Source organism: Streptomyces sp. CB02923 (genome assembly GCF_001905005.1).
In the GTDB taxonomy this organism is placed as follows: Bacteria; Actinomycetota; Actinomycetes; order Streptomycetales; family Streptomycetaceae; genus Streptomyces.
Map to the genome: position 1 here is coordinate 12,592 of NZ_LWKZ01000024.1, position 13,166 is coordinate 25,757.

Consider the following 13,166-nt stretch of genomic DNA (forward strand, 5'->3'; position numbering starts at 1 on the left):
AGCCGCTACTAGCGGTATCCCGTATGGGGTTCGGGTTATCCCGTGAGGGCCATGTTGTCCAGGCGGGCGATGCCGCGCGTGGCGTGGTGGACGCCGTTGCCCTTGAGCCGGCAGTCCCGCAAGACTTTCCAGTTCTTCAGGCGGGACAGGGCGTGTTCGACGCGTGCCCGAGCACGACGGCGGACAGCCTCCTCAGCCTCTTGCTGCGGGCTGAGATGATCCTGGCCTCGTTGTCTGCGGTGCGGGATCAGCAGCCCGGTGCCCTGGCAGCCGCCGTCGGCGAGGGTGGGAACACCACGGCACGCCCGCTCGGCGCCGGACTCGGTGAAAGCCCGGCAGTCGTTGCGATTACCAGGCAGCGGATCGCCGACGGCTACCACCAGGCGGCTGTTGGCGCCGGTGACGACCTGCAGATTCGTCGAGTACCGATAGTTCTTGCCCGAGGCCGCGACAGTGCGGTCCAGGGTCGGGACCGGCGTTCCGTCGACGATGCGGGCGGTGTCCTCGCGTTTACGGCGGGCCGGCGAGAGCGCCAGCAGCGGTGCGAGGTGGTCCAAAATCCGGTCCGCGGCCGACTTCGAGATCCCGAACAACGGCGCGACCCGCCTGAGCGTCAGGTTCGTCCGCCAGTAGGCCGCCACCAGCAGCACCCGGTCCTACAACGGCAATCGCCACGGCCGGCCCGCTGAACGTCACCACCACGCCGCCGCACCAACGCAACCAGCCGGTCGAACGGCACCGGGCTCAACCCGACGAACGGCTCGATCCATTTCGGATCATCAGCTGACATCACCCCGCCCATGATCAGACAGCGCTCCACCCACCACATCAGTTACGGGACAACCTTTACCCGGGAAAAACTCTGGGACACCGGTCCGCGACCCCGGCTCCGAGCCCCGGCGCGTCCGGACGGCCCGTTATGGGCGGCGCCGGTGCATGGCGGCCCGTACGGTGGAGAGGCGCTCCCTGATCACCTTTCCCCCGACGGAGGGCCCCGATGGAGTCGCCGACCCCGCTCACCGAGAGCGACCTGCTCGACCTCGACGCCCACTGGCGGGCACTGAACTACCTCGCCGCCGGCCAGATCTACCTGACCGGCAACCCGCTGCTCACCGAGGAACTGCGCCCCGAGCACATCAAGCCGCGGCTGCTCGGCCACTGGGGCACCTGTCCCGGCCTGAACCTCGTGTACACCCACGTCAACCGGGTCATCAGCGCCCACGGGCAGGAAGCGGTGTGCGTGTGGGGGCCGGGGCACGGCGGGCCGTCGGTGTTCGCCGGGGCCTGGCTGGAGGGGACGTACGGGGAGCTGAACCCGGACGTCGGGCGGGACGCGGCCGGGATGGCCCGGCTGTTCGGGCAGTTCTCGTTCCCCGGCGGGGTGCCCAGCCACGCGGCGCCGGACGTGCCGGGCTCGTTCCACGAGGGCGGCGAGCTGGGCTACTCCCTCGCGCACGCGTACGGCGCCGCGCTGGACAACCCGGACCTGCTGGTGGCGTGCGTGATCGGCGACGGCGAGGCGGAGACCGGGCCGCTGGCCGCCTCCTGGCACGCGAACAAGTTCCTGGACCCGGCGCACGACGGCGCCGTGCTGCCGATCCTGCACCTGAACGGTTACAAGATCGCCAACCCGACGGTCCTCGCCCGGCTGGACGAGGACGAGCTGGACGCGCTGCTGCGCGGCTACGGGCACGAGCCGCTGTACGTCACCGGCTCCGACCCCGCGCAGGTCCACCGGGACATGGCCGCCGCCATGGACACCGCGCTGCTCCGCATCCACGACGCCCAGCGCACCGCCCGCGGCGACGGCGAGCGGGCCCGCCCCCGCTGGCCGATGATCGTGCTGCGCACCCCCAAGGGCTGGACCGGCCCCGCCGAGGTGGACGGCGCGCCCGTGGAGGGCACCTGGCGCGCCCACCAGGTCCCGCTGTCCGGCGTCCGGGACAACCCGGACCACCTGCGCCAGTTGGAGGGCTGGCTGCGGTCGTACGCGCCGGGCGAGCTGTTCGACGGCGAGGGCCGGCCTCTGGACCGGGTGCTGGCCTGCGTGCCGCGCGGCGACCGGCGGCTCGGCGCCTCCCCGCACGCCAACGGCGGCCGCCTCGTCCGTACGCTGCCGCTGCCCGAGCCCGAGAAGTACGCGGTGCCCGTCGACAAGCCCGGCACCCGGATGCACGAGCCGACCCGTATCCTCGGCGGCCTGCTGCGCGACCTGATGGAGCGGACCGCCGGCCGCCGCGACTTCCGGCTGTTCGGGCCGGACGAGACGGCCTCCAACCGGCTCCAGGACGTGTACGCCGCCACCGACAAGGCGTGGCAGGCCAGGACCGAGCCCACCGACGAGCACCTGGGGCGGCACGGGCGGGTGATGGAGGTGCTCTCGGAGCATCTGTGCCAGGGGTGGCTGGAGGGCTACGTGCTCTCCGGGCGGCACGGCCTGTTCTCCTCGTACGAGGCGTTCGCGCACATCGTGTCGAGCATGGCCTCCCAGCACGTCAAGTGGCTCCAGTCGGCCCGCGACGTCCCCTGGCGGGCGCCCGTGGCGGGCCTGAACTACCTGCTGACCTCGCACGTCTGGCGCCAGGACCACAACGGCTTCTCGCACCAGGACCCCGGCTTCGTCGACCACATCCTCAACAAGGACCCGCACACAGTACGGGTCTACCTGCCGCCGGACACCAACAGCCTGCTGTGCGTGGCCGACCATGTGCTGCGCACCCGGGACGTGGTCAACGTGGTGGTCGCGGGCAAGCAGCCGTGCTTCGACTGGCTGGACATCGAGCAGGCGCGGGCGCACTGCGCGCGCGGCGCGGGCATCTGGGAGTGGGCGGGCACCGAGCAGCCCGGCAGCCGGCCCGAGGTGGTGCTCGCCTGCGCCGGTGACGTGCCGACGCAGGAAACGCTGGCCGCCGCGTCCCTGCTGCGCACCCACCTGCCGACCCTGTCGGTACGGGTCGTCAACGTCGTCGACATGACGCGGCTGCAGCCCAACGAGGAGCATCCGCACGGCATGACGGAGCGGGAGTTCGAGGCGCTGCTGCCGCGCGACGTGCCGGTGGTCTTCGCGTACCACGGCTACCCGTGGCTGGTGCACCGGCTCACCTACCGCCGGGCCGTCCACCCCAACCTGCACGTACGCGGCTACAAGGAGATGGGCACCACGACCACGCCGTTCGACATGGTGGTCACCAACGACCTGGACCGCTACCGGCTGGTGATGGACGTCATCGACCGGGTGCCGGGGCTGGCCGTGCGGGCCGCCGGGGTGCGGCAGGCGATGGCGGACGTACGGCAGCGTCACCACCGCTGGATCCGCGAGCACGGCACGGACCTGCCGGAGGTCGAGGAGTGGAGCTGGCCGGGCACCGGGCGGTGACGGCGGCGGGTCCGGGGGCCGGTCGCCCGGCCCGCCCCCGGGAGCGCCGTCAGGGCTGCGGGTCGCGGGCGTCGTAGCGGGCGAAGTCGCGCCGCCACAGGGCCAGGAGCAGGACCGTCACGACGCAGGCGAGTCCCCCGCCGACGACCGCCACGGCCGGTGAGGCGAGGTCGGCCGCCGATCCGGCCAGGAAGTCGCCGAGCCGGGGGCCGCCCGCGACCACGACGATGAACACGCCCTGGAGGCGGCCGCGCATCCGGTCCGGCGCGGCGGCCTGCAGCATGGTGCCGCGGAAGACCATCGAGACGGTGTCCGCGCACCCGGCGACGGCGAGGAAGAACAGGCCGAGCCACAGGTGGCGGGTCAGGCCGAAGCAGGCGACGGCCGCTCCCCAGGCGGCGACCGAGACGAGGATCGCCAGGCCCTGGCGTCGGACGGAGCCGAGCCACCCGGAGAACAGCGCGCCGAGCACGGCGCCGACCGCGGGCGCCGCGACGAGCAGCCCCACCGTCTTCGCGTCGCCGCCGAACCAGAGCACGGCGACGGCCGGGAACAGCGCGCGGGGCTGCGCCAGCACCATGGCCGCCAGGTCGGCGAAGAAGGTCATCCGCAGGTTGGGGCGGGTGGCCAGGAAGCGCAGCCCTTCCAGGACCGAGGGGCGGCGCGGCGCGTCCCCGCCGCCGTGGTCGGGGCGCATGGCGGGCAGCCGCCACATGGCGTAGAGCGCGGCCGTGAAGCAGCCGACATCGATCAGGTACGCGGCCTGGTAGCCCCACAGGCCGACGAAGACGCCGCCGAGCATCGGGCCGCCCATCATCCCGAGGTTGCTGGTGAGCGAGCTGAGGGCGTTGGCGGCGGGCAGCTGCGCGGGCGGCAGGAGGCGCGGGATCATCGACGAGCGGGCGGGCGCGTTCATCGCGAAGCAGACCGCCTGGAGGGCGACGACCGTGTAGAGGATCCAGACCTGCCGTACGTCCAGGAGCGCGGCGGCGGCGAGGGCGACGGAGAGGACGGTGGCGCCCACCGCGCTGTACAGGCCGAGTTTGCGGCGGTCGACGGTGTCGGCGATGACGCCGCCGTACAGTCCGAAGACGACCAGCGGGACCAGGGAGCACAGGCCGACCGCGCCGACGGCGAAGGTGGAGCCGGTGAGGGCGTACACCTGGAGGGAGACGGCCAGGGCGGTCATCTGCTGGCCGACCCAGGAGACGGTGTTGCCGAACCACAGGCGTCGGTAGTCCGCGGAGGTGCGCAGCGGGGTGATGTCGGCGAAGAGGCGGGTGTACAGCGGAGGTCGGGGCTTGGGGTCGGATATGGCAGGAGGCACGGGGCAGTAAAGCACGATCCGTGGTGGTGACACTTAACTGGGTGGCCTGATCATGACACCGGCCGTACGGCTACCGGCCCACCGAAAGGCCGTACACGCGGCGGGCGTTACCGGCCGCGACCAGCGCCGCGACGCGGTCGGCGTCCGCCGCCGACCAGGCACCCGTACGCACCCAGCCGGTCAGCACCTCCGCCAGCGCCGTACGGAAGGCGGCGCTGCCGACGGTGTACAGCTCCGGCAGGCCGTAGGCGTCCGTGGAGAAGAGGACTTTGCCGAAGGGGGCCAGTTCCAGGAAACCGGCCAGCACGGCCGCCGCGCGCGGCCCGGTGTGCCCGAGGGCCAGGCCGACGTCGGCGTACACGTGCGGGAAGGCGTGCGCCAGGTAGGCGGCCTGGCGGTGGTACGGGTAGCAGTGCAGCAGGACCAGGTCGGTGCCGGTGCCCGCGGTGGCGTGGACGAAGTCGGTGAGCAGGGCCGGGTCGGCGTGGTGCAGGCGCAGGTCGGGATCGCCGAAGCCGGTGTGCAGCTGGAGGGGGCGGCCGGTGCCGGTGGCGAGCCACAGCAGGTGGCGCAGCAGGACCGGGTCGGTGAGGCGGTGGGTGCCGGTGGCGAGCCAGTCGCGGGCGGCGGTGACGACGTCGGCGGTGGCGGGCGGTTCGGGGGCCAGGGCCAGCCCGTGGCGGTAGGCGGCGACGGACTTGAAGCCCACGGCGTTGCGCGCCGCGTCCCGTACGGCGTCGGCGAGCCGGGCCGCGAACACCTCGGCTGCCGCGCCCGTGCCCTCCTCCCCCGCCGCCCGTACGCCTGCCGCGACCCGTTCCGCCAGCGTCTCCAGGCGGACGATCTCGTGCCCGGTGCCGCCGCCCGCCTCGGCCGTCTCGTGGGCGCCGGTGAGGTCGCCGGGCAGGCCGGTGTCCACCAGGTACGTGCCGATGCCGGTGCCGCCGAGCAGCAGGCGCCGGGTCTCGGCCGCGCCCAGTTCGCGCCGCCGGGCGAGGTATTCACCGGGCGGGCAGTGCGGCGCGAGGCCGAGCAGCGGCGGGCACCAGCGGCGCACGGCGAAGCCCGTCTGGGTGTCGAAGAAGGTCGTGCCCGCGGCGGCGGGCCGGTCCGACTCGGTCAGGTACGACTCGAATGCGGCGGCCGTCAGATCGCCGCGCAGCACGCCGTGGCAGTGCTGGTCGACCAGCGGCGGCAGGTCCAGGGCCGGGTCGGCGCCGGGGGCGGCCGTGCCCATCAGTACCTCCAGCGGGTCGCGGCGGCGATCTCGTGGGGCTCGCTGTCGCCCAGGTGCGCGGCCTCGGCGCGGCGTACGGCGATCACGGCGCCGTGCAGCACCTCGCCCATGGCCTCGCGCAGCACCGCCGACTCCGCCAGCCGGTCGGTGGACTCGGTCAGTGAGGACGGCAGGCGGACGATGCCGCGCCGGGCGCGCTCGCGGACGCCCAGGACTCCCGGGTCGCCGCTGACCGGCGGGGGCAGCGCGGCGCCCGTCGACAGGCCGTGCAGCCCGGCGGCGATCACCGCGCCGACCGCCAGGTACGGGTTGGCGGCGGCGTCGAACGGCTTGATCTCGGCATGCCCGCCGTCCGGGTCACCGGGGGCGCCGGTGACCAGGCGCAGCGCGGCCTCCCGGTTCTCCACGCCCCAGCACTGGTAGGCACCGGCCCATACGGAGGGGCCCAGCCGCAGGTAGCTCGCGGGGGACGGGCAGCCGATGCCGAGCAGGGCGGGCATCGCCTCCAGGACGCCGCCGAGGAACCGTACGGCGTCGGGGTCCAGGCCCCGTTCGGCGTCCGGGGCCCGGTGCAGGCTGCGTTCGCCGCGGTGCAGGCTGAGGTGGAGGTGGCAGCCGTTGCCGACCTGCCCGGCGACGACCGAGGGGGCGAAGCTGGGCCGCAGGCCGTGCCGCAGCGAGACGGCCCGTACGGTCTCGCGGACGAGGACCAGGTCGTCGGCGGCGCGCAGCGGGTCGGCCGACGCGGTGGACACCTCGAACTGGCCCGGCGCGTATTCGGGGTGGAGCTGGAGGACGTCGATGTCCTGGAGGGCCAGCGCCTCGGCCACGTCGCGGAGGTAGTCGGAGAGTTCGACGACCCGGGTCATGCTGTAGGCGGGGCCCGCGCAGGGGTACTCCAGGAGTTCACCGGCGTCCGTGGAGCCGCCGGGGTGCCCGCCGCCGTCCGTCCCCGGCATGCGCGTGACCACCCATTCCGTCTCGAAGCCCATCCGGAGGACCAGTCCCGCGTCGGCGGCGCGGTCCACCATGCGGCGGGCGAACTGCCGCTGGCAGCCGGGGTGCGGGGTGCCGAGCTGGTCGTACCGGTCGGCGGGGGCCCAGGCCCAGCCGGGCTGCGCGGCAAGCACCGTGATCCGGTCCAGGTCGGGGAAGAGCCGGAGGTCGCCGTCGGGCCCGCCGGCGTGTGCGGACGCGGTGATCGCGTCGTCGGAGGTGAAGACGTCGAAGACCGGTGACATGCCGACGCCGCGCTGGACCGCGGGCGCCAGCCGGGCCGTCGGCACGGTCTTGGTACGGGCGATGCCCGCGTTGTCGACCCAGGTCAGGGCGATGGCGTGGACGTGTTCGGCGTCCAGCCGTGCCGCTGTCCGGCGGGCGTCGCCCCACTGCTGCGCAGGCCCCGGTTCCATAGCGCGTGTCCCCATTCCGCCGTGCCGCTCGTCCGTCGGCCGATCGCTGTGCCTTTGCCCGCTGCCCGTCCACGGCGCCCCCGGCCGGGGGCGGTTGCCCGGTGAGCCCCGCCGGGCGGCCGGGCATGTCCGTCCGTCCCTCCGAGGGCCGGACCGGTCGTCACGGACAGTCGAACTCGCACCATACGCACTTTCCGTTGCCGCGCGGCTCCACACCCCAGACATCCGCCAGTTGCTCCACCAGCAGCAGTCCGCGGCCCGTCATCGAGGACTCGTCGGGATCGCGGCGCCGCGGCAGCGCGCTGGAGCGGTCGGACACCTCCAGCCGCAGCCGCCGGCCGGTGCCGTGCGGCATCCGTACCGTCACCACCGCCGCGCCGTCGGTGTGCAGCAGCGCGTTGGTGATCAGCTCGTCGGCGGCCAGTTCGACCTCCTCGGCGCGCTCCCGGGCGCCCCAGGCCCGTACCGCGGCGCGGATCATGTGGCGGGCGGCGGACAACCCCCGGGCGTCGCCGGGGGCGACGTGCTGCCGGAGCCGTCCGGCGGCCGGCGCGGCGGGCTCACCGCCGCGCCGCAGGATCAGCATCGCCATGTCGTCCTCGCCGGCCTGCTCGGCCGCCAGGTCGCAGAGCCGGTCGGCCAGTTGCTGGACGTCCTGCGGGCCGTCGCGCACCGCCCTGGCCAAGTGGCGTACGCCGTCGTCGATGTCGGCGCCCGGCTGTTCCACCAGCCCGTCGGTGTACAGCACCAGGGTCTCGCCGACGCCCAGGTGGACGGTGGTGACGGGGTAGTCCAGGTCCCGGAATCCGGTGGCTATGCCCAGCGGGAGGCCGCCCGCCGCCTCCAGCACGCGGCACCGGCCCTCGGCGTGCCGCAGCAGCGGGTCCACGTGTCCGGCGCGCACCAGCCGCACCGTTCCGGTGGCCAGGTCGGCGTCCGCGTACGTGCAGGTGGCGAAGCGGTCGGTGTCCAGTTCGCCCAGGAAGGCGGAGGCGCGGGCCATGACGGTGGCGGGCGGGTGGCCCTCGGCGGCGTAGGCCCGCAGCACGATCCGCAGCTGGCCCATGACGGTCGCGGCGTGGGTGTCGTGCCCCTGGACGTCCCCGATGACCGCGGCGACCCGGCCTTCGGGCAGCGGGACCACGTCGTACCAGTCGCCGCCGATGTCCCGGCCGATCCGGGCGGCACGGTAGCGGACGGCGATCTGGGCGCCGGGGATGCCGGGGATGCGGCGCGGCAGCATGGCCTGCTGGAGTCCCTCGGCGAGGTCGTGCTCCTGGTCGTAGAGCATGGCGCGGGCGAGGCTCTGCGCGACGCTGGAGCCGAGGGCCAGCAGCAGGTTGCGTTCCTGTACGCCGAACGGGTTCTCCGAGCGGTAGAACAGTCCGACCACGCCGATCGGCCGGGCCTGCGCGATGAGCGGCAGGTACGCGGCGGAGCCGAAGTCCATCCCTTCGAGGTGCGGCCAGAGCGCCGGGTAGCGCTCGGCGAACTCGGCGCGGGAGCGGATGAAGCACGGCTGGAGGGTGCGCACCGCCTCGCTCATCGGGAACTCCTCCCCGACCCGCAGGACCTCGTGCTGCGGTACGAAGCTGCCCTCCTGTCCTTCGTGGATCACCTGGATGCGGCCCGCCTCGACCAGTCCGACGATGACGTTCCGCGCGCCCAGCCGGGTCAGGGCCTGGTCGTCGCCGAGCACGGCGATGACGTCGCGGACGGTCCTGGCGTGCGCGAGCGCCGCGGTGGTCCGCTCGACGAGGCCGGTGTTGCGCAGTTTGCGGGCGTGCGCCTGCGCTCGTTCCGCCGCCTGGACGTACTCCTGACTGGCGTCCCGGACGACGCCGATGATGCGGTGCGGCCTGCCGGTGGCGTCCCGGCGGATGCTGGCCTGGGTGTGGGTCCAGCGCACCGTGCCGTCCCGGAGGCGGACGCGGAAGTAGGCGCCGTAGGAGTCACTGCCGTCCTTCAGCGCCTGGGAGACGACGCTGTCCAGGCGGGCGGCTTCGTCGGGCGGCAGGCGGCAGCCCAGGGCGGCCGGGTCGGAGTCGTACTCCTCCGGCAGCAGGTCGAAGACCTCCAGAGCGGAGCCGTCCATGTGCATACGGCCGCTGTCGAGGTCCCAGTCGAAGCCGCCCATGCCGTTGAGGGCCAGGGTCAGGTCCGGATGAGCGGGCCAGTCGTCCGGCACCGACACGGTCGGCCGCTTCGCGCCCCGGTCAGCCATGTCCGCAACTTTGCCACATTTGCCCGATTCGCGGGCATTCCGGGCGGCAAGGCCCGACAGCCCGGCCAACCCCTGACTTTCGCATCAGTCAGTTCTCAACACCATCACACAGCCCCTGAATACACCGACTGTATGCCGTCGCCTCCCGATGAGGTCGTTGCGATGATCTCAACACACTGTTACGGTCCCGGACCATGGACGAAGACCCCGGCACCCGGGTCCCCGACGACGGCGATGTCAGCGACCGCGTCCGGCAGGTGGCCGACAGCCTCGGATGCAGCCGCCGCGAGTTCGCCCGGCGCATTGTGATGGACCCCTCGAAGCTGTCCCGGTCGCTGGGCGGCACCCGGCGCTTCACCCTCGCCGAGATCGTGCGCGTCGCGGACATCGGCGGCGTGGACGTGGCGTGGCTGCTCGGCTCCCGGAGCGGCTCCCCCGCGCCCGCCCGCAGCCGGGAGCCGGTCGCGGTGCCCGAGGGCGGCCGGCCGTTGCAGATCGTCCGGGAGACCGTCCGGCTGATCGCCGAGCACGGCTTCCACGGCGTCCGGGTCGCCGACATCGCCGCCGCCTGCGGCACCAGCACGGCCGCCGTGCACTACCACTTCCCCGGCCGCGACGAGCTGCTGGAAGCGGCGGTGCGCTGGTGCATGGACGAGGACACCGCCCGGCGCGCGGCGGGCCTGGCCGACGCACCGGACGCCCGCGCCGAACTGCTGCACCTCATCGCGCTCCAGACACCGCGCACCGACCAGCAGCGGCGGCAGTGGCTGGTCTGGCTCGACCTGTGGGCGCAGGCCGCCCGCTCCACCGCCGTCGGCCGACTGCACGAGCACTACTACCGGCAGTGGCGGACCACCGTCGCCGAAGTCCTGCGCCGAGGCGTCGACCAGGGCGTCTTCCGAGCCGTCGACACGGAGACCACCGCGCTGCGGCTGACGGCGCTCATCGACGGCCTGGCCACCCAGGTGCTCGCCACCGCGCCCGACAGCACCGGCCCCGACAGCATGCACGCGGCGCTGCTCGCCTTCGTCGACAGCGAACTGACCGCGTGAGCAGGCAACCCACCCACCCCCGCCCCTCCCCACCGAAGGAATCCCCGTGAACAACGAGGTCATCATCACCTGCGCGCTGACCGGCGCCGGAGACACCGTGCGCCGCTCGCCGCACGTGCCCGTCACACCCGAGCAGATAGCCAAGTCCGCCGTCGAGGCGGCCTCGGCGGGCGCCGCCGTCGTCCACATCCACGTACGCGACCCGGAGACCGGCGCCCCGTCCCGTGACTCGCGCCTGTACGCCGAGGTCGTCGAGCGCGTCAAGGAGACCGGCACCGACGTCGTCATCAACCTGACCGCCGGCATGGGCGGCGACCTCGTCGTCGACCCGGACGAGCCGCTGCGGCACCTGCCCGGCACGGACCTGGTCGGCGGCCTGGAGCGGCTGCCGCACGTCGAGGAACTGCTGCCCGACATCTGCACGCTGGACTGCGGCTCGCTGAACTTCGGCGACGGCTCCAACCTCTACGTCTCGACGCCCGACATGCTGCGCGCGGGCGCCCGGCGCATCCAGGAGCTGGGCGTACGGCCGGAGCTGGAGATCTTCGACACCGGGCAGCTGTGGTTCGCCAAGCAGCTGCTCGCCGAGGGCCTGCTCGACGACCCGACCGTCTTCCAGCTGTGCATGGGCGTCCCGTGGGGCGCCCCGGCCGACCCGGGCGTGCTCCAGTCGATGGTCGCGATGCTCCCGGAGGGCGCCCAGTGGGCCAGCTTCGCGCTCGGCCGGATGCAGATGCCGTGGGTGGCGCAGTCCATCCTGCTCGGCGGCAACGTCCGGGTGGGCCTGGAGGACAACCTCTACCTGAGCAAGGGCGTCAAGGCGACCAACGGGCAGCTGGTCGAGCGGGCCGCGCAGATCACGGAGCTGCTGGGCGCCACCGTCGCCACTCCGGACCAGGCCCGCGCACGCCTCGGCCTCAAGCCGCGCGGCTGAGCCCGGACCGTCCCCCGCGCGCCGGAAGTCCCCCGCGCGCGCCCCGGCCGCGCGGCTGAGCCCGGACCGGCCGCCACCCTCCGTACCCCACGCCCCACCCCAGGAGTCCCCATGTCCCCCACCCCTCCCTCCTCCGTACGCCGTGTGGCGTGCATCGGCGCCGGCGTCATAGGCGGCGGCTGGGTCGCCCACTTCCTCGCCCGCGGCTACGACGTCACCGCGTGGGACCCCGCGCCGGACGCCGAGGACAAGCTGCGCCGCCTGGTCTCGGCCGCCTGGCCCGCGCTGGAGCGGCTCGGCCTGGCCGAGGGCGCCTCCGCCGACCGCCTCACCATGGCGCCGACCCTCGCCGAAGCCGTCGCCGACGCCGAGTTCGTGCAGGAGAGCGCCCCCGAGAAGCTGGAGCTCAAGCGCGACCTGCTGACCCAGCTGGACGCCGCCACCCCGCCCGTTGTGGTCATCGCCTCCTCCACCTCCGGCTACCCGATGACCGACATGCAGACCACGGCCGCCACCCCCGGCCGCCTGGTCGTCGGGCATCCGTTCAACCCGCCGTACCTGATCCCGCTGGTCGAGGTCGTCGGCGGCGAGCGGACCGACCGCTCGGCGGTCGAGTGGGCCGCCGCGTTCTACGAGGTGGCGGGCAAGTCCGTGATCACCATGGACCGCGAGCTGCCCGGCTTCATCGCCAACCGCCTCCAGGAGGCCCTGTGGCGCGAGGCGCTGCACATGGTCGCCAACGGCGAGGCCACGGTCGAGGACATCGACACCTCGATCACCGAGGGGCCGGGGCTGCGCTGGGCGTTCATGGGCCCGATGCTGACGTTCGCGCTGGCCGGCGGCGAGGGCGGGATGGCCCACATGCTCGACCACTTCGGCCCGTCGCTGAAGTCCCCCTGGACCCGGCTGGAGGCGCCGGAGCTGGACCGGGCGCTGCGGGACGCGGTGGTCGACGGCTGCGACCGGGCCGCCGACGGCCGTACGTACGCGCAGCTCGTCGCCGAGCGCGACCGGGGCGTCATCGACGTGCTGCGCGCGACCGGCCGCCTGGACGGGCCCGCCCGGTGACGGCGCGCCTGCCGCTGTTCCGGCGGACGGTCCAGGACGACTGGATCGACTACAACGGCCACCTCTCCGAGGCGTACTACGTCCTGGTCTTCGGCTTCGCGACGGACGCCCTCATGGACGCGGCCGGCCTCGACGCGGCCTACCGCACCCGCACCGGCCACTCGCTCTACACGGTCGAGGCGCACGTGCGCTATCTCGCGGAGGTGCCGCGGGGCGCCGAACTCCTCGTCCGGACGACGGTCCTGGGCGTGAGCGCGAAGAAGGCGCGCTTCGTCCACGAGATGTACGTGGGTGACGCGTCCGGCGATCCGGTGGCGACCGAGGAGATCTTCGCCCTGCACGTCCACCAGGACGAGGGGCGCGCCGCGCCGCTGCCCGACGGGGCGCACGAGCGGCTGGCGGAGCTGGTCCGCGCGGCGCCGGAGTGGGCGGGGCGGGGAATCCGGGAGGTGTAGGAGGGCGTTGCACGGCGTGTCCCCGGCCGGCCGGGGGCGCGCCCGCTCCGGTCGGCCGTCCACGCGCCGCGCGGTGCGACG

At 73.8% G+C, this 13,166-nt stretch carries 9 protein-coding genes and 1 pseudogene; 5 read left to right on the forward strand and 5 right to left on the reverse strand.

Annotated elements, in window-relative coordinates; translation table 11 throughout:
• Window positions 1-35: 35 nt before the first annotated feature.
• Window positions 36-802: pseudogene (locus tag A6A06_RS23505) on the reverse strand (transposase).
• A gap of 195 nt (window positions 803-997) precedes the next feature.
• Between A6A06_RS23505 and A6A06_RS23510 the strand changes: the two are divergent.
• Window positions 998-3,376: a phosphoketolase family protein gene (locus A6A06_RS23510; RefSeq protein ID WP_073763346.1), complete on the forward strand. Its 2,379-nt coding sequence runs from the start codon at window positions 998-1,000 to the stop codon at window positions 3,374-3,376.
• Window positions 3,377-3,425: 49 nt separating this feature from the next.
• On the opposite strand, the gene A6A06_RS23515 is transcribed toward A6A06_RS23510, so the two are convergent.
• From A6A06_RS23515 to A6A06_RS23530, 4 genes are all read right to left on the reverse strand, one after another.
• Window positions 3,426-4,703: an MFS transporter gene (locus tag A6A06_RS23515; RefSeq protein WP_242440903.1), complete on the reverse strand. Its 1,278-nt coding sequence runs from the start codon at window positions 4,701-4,703 to the stop codon at window positions 3,426-3,428.
• A gap of 70 nt (window positions 4,704-4,773) precedes the next feature.
• Window positions 4,774-5,940: an amidohydrolase family protein gene (locus A6A06_RS23520; protein ID WP_073763347.1), complete on the reverse strand. Its 1,167-nt coding sequence runs from the start codon at window positions 5,938-5,940 to the stop codon at window positions 4,774-4,776.
• Window positions 5,940-7,352: a glutamine synthetase family protein gene (locus A6A06_RS23525; protein WP_073763348.1), complete on the reverse strand. Its 1,413-nt coding sequence runs from the start codon at window positions 7,350-7,352 to the stop codon at window positions 5,940-5,942. Before A6A06_RS23525 ends, A6A06_RS23520 begins: the two co-directional genes overlap by 1 nt.
• 160 nt (window positions 7,353-7,512) lie before the next feature.
• Window positions 7,513-9,576 (reverse strand): SpoIIE family protein phosphatase, encoded by a 2,064-nt coding sequence (locus tag A6A06_RS23530; protein ID WP_073763349.1) that lies wholly within the window; start codon window positions 9,574-9,576, stop codon window positions 7,513-7,515.
• A gap of 194 nt (window positions 9,577-9,770) precedes the next feature.
• On the opposite strand from A6A06_RS23530, the gene A6A06_RS23535 reads away from it, so the two are divergent.
• The 4 genes from A6A06_RS23535 (at window position 9,771) to A6A06_RS23550 (ending at window position 13,085) form a co-directional block, all read left to right on the forward strand.
• Window positions 9,771-10,628, forward strand: a complete 858-nt coding sequence (locus tag A6A06_RS23535; RefSeq protein ID WP_073763350.1) for a TetR/AcrR family transcriptional regulator — start codon at window positions 9,771-9,773, stop codon at window positions 10,626-10,628.
• Between the two features lie 40 nt (window positions 10,629-10,668).
• Window positions 10,669-11,562 (forward strand): 3-keto-5-aminohexanoate cleavage protein, encoded by an 894-nt coding sequence (locus A6A06_RS23540; protein WP_199931203.1) that lies wholly within the window; start codon window positions 10,669-10,671, stop codon window positions 11,560-11,562.
• Between the two features lie 111 nt (window positions 11,563-11,673).
• On the forward strand, window positions 11,674-12,630 hold the full coding sequence (locus tag A6A06_RS23545; protein WP_073763352.1) for a 3-hydroxyacyl-CoA dehydrogenase NAD-binding domain-containing protein: 957 nt from the start codon (window positions 11,674-11,676) through the stop codon (window positions 12,628-12,630).
• Entirely contained in the window at window positions 12,627-13,085 is a 459-nt protein-coding gene (locus A6A06_RS23550; RefSeq protein ID WP_073763353.1) for a thioesterase family protein, read from the forward strand. The genes A6A06_RS23545 and A6A06_RS23550 overlap by 4 nt, the downstream gene beginning before the upstream one ends.
• Window positions 13,086-13,166: the final 81 nt, after the last annotated feature.